The 1,394-nt window shown below is 66.4% G+C and carries 1 protein-coding gene; it reads right to left on the reverse strand.

The genetic code is table 11. The features are described from left to right. Positions 1-37: 37 nt before the first annotated feature. Positions 38-1,324, reverse strand: coding sequence for an IS256 family transposase (locus tag AB0I42_RS37275; protein WP_357544488.1), 1,287 nt, complete (start codon positions 1,322-1,324; stop codon positions 38-40). Positions 1,325-1,394: the final 70 nt, after the last annotated feature.

A 1,394-nucleotide genomic window follows, 5' to 3' on the forward strand; every position in this document is an offset into this window, starting at 1 on the left:
GGGACTGTTTCGCGAACGGTGTTTCCGGCGATCTTGGTTAGTAGGTTTCAGCGGCCGGGAAGCGGTCGCTGAAGGTGATGGCGAAGGCGTTCAACGCGGGCTTCCAGCGCATCGTCCATCGGGTCCTGCCTCTGCCGGTGGGGTCCAGGGACCGGGTCACCAGGTAGAGGCACTTTAGCGCGGCCTGCTCGTTGGGGAAGTGGCCTCGGGCCTTGACCGCCCGCCGGTAGCGGGCGTTCAGCGATTCGATCGCGTTCGTCGAGCAGATGACCTGGCGGATCTCGAGGTCGTAGTCGAGGAACGGGATGAACTCGGCCCAGGCGTTGTCCCACAGGCGGATCACCGCCGGATACCGGCCGGCCCACTTGTCGGCCAGGTCGTCGAACGCCGCCTTGGCGGCGGTGGCGTTGACGGCGGTGTAGATCGGCTTAATGTCGCGTTTGAGTTCGTCCCAGTATCTGCGGGAGGTAAGCCGGAAGGTGTTGCGGATCAGGTGGATGACGCAGGTCTGCACCACGGTCCGGGGCCAGACGTTCGTGACCACCTCCGGCAGGCCTTTGAGGCCGTCGCAGACGAGGAAGAACACGTCCTTGACGCCCCGGTTGCGCAGGTCGGTCAGCACGCTCATCCAGAACTTCGCGCCCTCACCGCCGGTGCCGGCCCACAGACCGAGGATGTCCTTGTCGCCGTCGAGGGTGACCCCGATCGCGGCGTAGAAGGGCCGGTTGGCGACCTGCCCGTCTCGGACCTTGACCACGATGGCGTCGATGAACACCGCCGCGTAGACCTCGTCCAGGGGCCGGTGCGACCAGTCGGTCATCTCCTCGATCACCTTGTCGGTGATCCGGGAGATCGTCTCCTTCGACACCGACGCCCCGTAGATCTCGGCGAAGTGCGCCGAGATCTCCCCGGTCGTCAGCCCTTTGGCATACAGCGACAACACCACCTCGTCGACCCCCGACAGGCGACGCTGCCGCTTACGCACGATCCGCGGTTCGAAGGTGCCGGCCCGATCCCGCGGCACGTCGATCCGCACCGCCCCGTTGGCCTCGGTCAGGACCGTCTTCGACCGGGTCCCGTTGCGGACGTTGCCCGAGCCGGCACCGGCCGCCTCGTGTTTCTCGTAGCCGAGGTGCTCGGTCATCTCCTCGTTCAGCGCGGTCTCCAGGACCGTCTTGGTCAGCTGCTTGAGCAGCCCATCCGGACCGGTCAACGACAGCCCTTGTTCCTTCGCGGCCCGGACCAGCTCGGCCGCGGCCTTGGCCTCCGCCGTCGGCTCAGGCCGCTTCCTGCGTCCGGTCTGGTCGTTCAGTGTCGCGGTCATCACGGCACCCTCCTCACCAGGCACAACGCCTGGCAGGTCAGGCCGGAAACACCGTTAAATCCACAGACCC

It is taken from the genome of Polymorphospora sp. NPDC050346, from assembly GCF_040655695.1.
GTDB lineage: Bacteria > Actinomycetota > Actinomycetes > Mycobacteriales > Micromonosporaceae > Polymorphospora > Polymorphospora lycopeni.